General features: G+C 54.9%; 3 protein-coding genes. All 3 read right to left on the bottom strand.

Annotated features, from left to right (window positions below):
* Positions 1-73: 73 nt before the first annotated feature.
* The 3 genes from ACGS9J_RS26870 to ACGS9J_RS26860 all read right to left on the bottom strand — a co-directional run bounded on the left by ACGS9J_RS26870 (position 74) and on the right by ACGS9J_RS26860 (position 1,422).
* Entirely contained in the window at positions 74-535 is a 462-nt protein-coding gene (locus ACGS9J_RS26870; protein WP_442233584.1) for a DUF4942 domain-containing protein, read from the bottom strand.
* 59 nt (positions 536-594) lie between these two features.
* Positions 595-855, bottom strand: coding sequence for a hypothetical protein (locus tag ACGS9J_RS26865; RefSeq protein ID WP_165366497.1), 261 nt, complete (start codon positions 853-855; stop codon positions 595-597).
* Between the two features lie 165 nt (positions 856-1,020).
* Entirely contained in the window at positions 1,021-1,422 is a 402-nt protein-coding gene (locus ACGS9J_RS26860) for a dehydrogenase (protein ID WP_442233583.1), read from the bottom strand.
* Between the last annotated feature and the right edge of the window lie 599 nt (positions 1,423-2,021).

Here is a 2,021-nt window from a genome sequence, read left to right as displayed (position 1 = left end):
CGGGTGCACGAACTGCTGCCCTGGAACCTGACAACCGTAAAATAATCCTTACGCTACGTCCTACACAGGGCGCTTACTCTGAATTCAACTGCTTGAACGTCGCCAGCACAGTCTCAAGCGTGACCTCCGGGCAATCCTTGCTGTTCAGTTGGCGATCCCATTCATCCCGTTGTTTGCTGCTCATCAGCGTGTACATGCCGGTATCACTCAGCAACCGATCCCATACTTTCTGATCAATCAACTTGGCAACCGCATCACCGTATTTCTCAGGCTTGTCCCGCCAGTCCAATGCAAGTTTTACTACATCGCTGAATCCATAAAGATTATCCTTGTTGGCAGCCGCAGAGAGCTGTTTAGCTGCGGCATGGATAAGCGTCATTCCGTCCATAAATTGCGCAATGCCACTGTTGCGCTGCGCGATAATACGATCAATGGACACTGAAGGAATGAGGTCGCCCCCCTGGGAAGGGTTAACGGTGATATCAGCCATCACACCGAGGCACTTGCTAGACTGCTCTACTGTTGAAAATGTCATGTGCGTCTCCTGTTTGAGTCGGGAAAACTGCCGCCCAGAAGGGACGGCAGTCAGTGTTATCAGGCGTAGGCCCGTTTCAGTTCCAACGTGCGTAATACCTGCCCCAACTCGCTGCCGCGCATGGCCGGAATACGTACCGGCTGGCGTTTACGCTGACATTTGGCAATATGCCGACCCAATGCACGCAGTTCAGGCTGAACCGCAGCGGCAGCGAGGCTGTCTCGCAGGATGCGAGTTTGTTTTTTCGGCAATTCGTTATTTGCCGCCAACTGCTTTACATACAAAGCGGTTGATGTAATGATTGAACCTTCAATAGTCATAGTTTTTACTCCAATCGATTATTGAGAGCCGGGCTAACTTTCCTAGGGGTAGACCGGCACGAGATAGCAGCGGAAACGCTGCTTTTTTCATTTACGGGTTTGCGTTTCCCGGTAAACACCTCCTTACTTGATTGCTCCGAGCTATTGCCGCCCAGACGGTTAAAATCAGACATACGAGTTATCGATTGCCAATGTGATAGCGAGGCGATACCGCGCGTGTTCCCATGCCGCGTTCCCGATGGTGCCAAAATATTCACCGGCAAGGCGCTGAGCCTTAACCCAATACTTGGCAACCTCATAAACGATTTTTGGCTTGTCGGGATTGAAATACGCCACCCCGTCGAACGCGACACGATCCGTCATCGTTTTGAAGATTTCATAAAGTGCCTGCTCCAGCTCGTCGGGAGAAACTGAAGCACCGTGCAGCTCGTCCATGAATTCAAGTTGTCGGCTCATTACCCTGTCGGCATCCGGGTATTTCCCCGAAAACATCAGAACAGGGGTTTTCCCCCATCTTTCCGAGGGCTCCTGAGCGGCGGTTTTGACGTTGACGTTCTGTGTGTTCATTCTTCTCTCCTGCCTGGTGGTTAATTCATCTCTCGTCGGGACCTTTCGCGGCAAAGGGCAAGGGAGCAACGACGAACGGGGGAGCGCAAGGGCGCCGCTGGCGGCGTGCATTTAACCCTTGCGCTCACGCGGGCGGCGGTGCTACAAGCAGCCCTCCGCGCAAGGGATCGCACGGGAGATAGCCACCGATATACGGAGAGGATGAACACACCCGACACGGCGGAACGACGGGGCGTCCTTAGCGATCGTCGCCCTGGTGACGAACAGTGATAAGCGGCGCCGGCAGTAGCCGGCTGCAAGCGGGCCCGTGACCTTTGCCCTCAGACCGTAGCCGGCAGGCCCGAAACCCATAGGGGTTCGGCGAAGCTTGCCGGGCAGCTCGCCCGGTTAGCGCAGTCGGGCTGACGGCTGGACGGCATCGCCGGCCAGTTGCCGGAGGGGGCCAGGTTCCTGATTTATTTACGAGGAAGTCTCTATGAGAAGGGAAATGGCAGGAATATACCCCGCCAGCGTACATCCTGCGTAAGCGCCCTGTGTAGGACGTAGCGTAAGGATTATTTTACGGTTGTCAGGTTCCAGGGCAGCAGTTCGTGCACCCG

Source organism: Serratia quinivorans (assembly GCF_052113645.1).
GTDB classification, from domain to species: domain Bacteria; phylum Pseudomonadota; class Gammaproteobacteria; order Enterobacterales; family Enterobacteriaceae; genus Serratia; species Serratia quinivorans_B.
The sequence above is the reverse complement of the archived record's forward strand: the minus strand, read 5'-3'. Positions and strand labels throughout refer to the sequence as shown.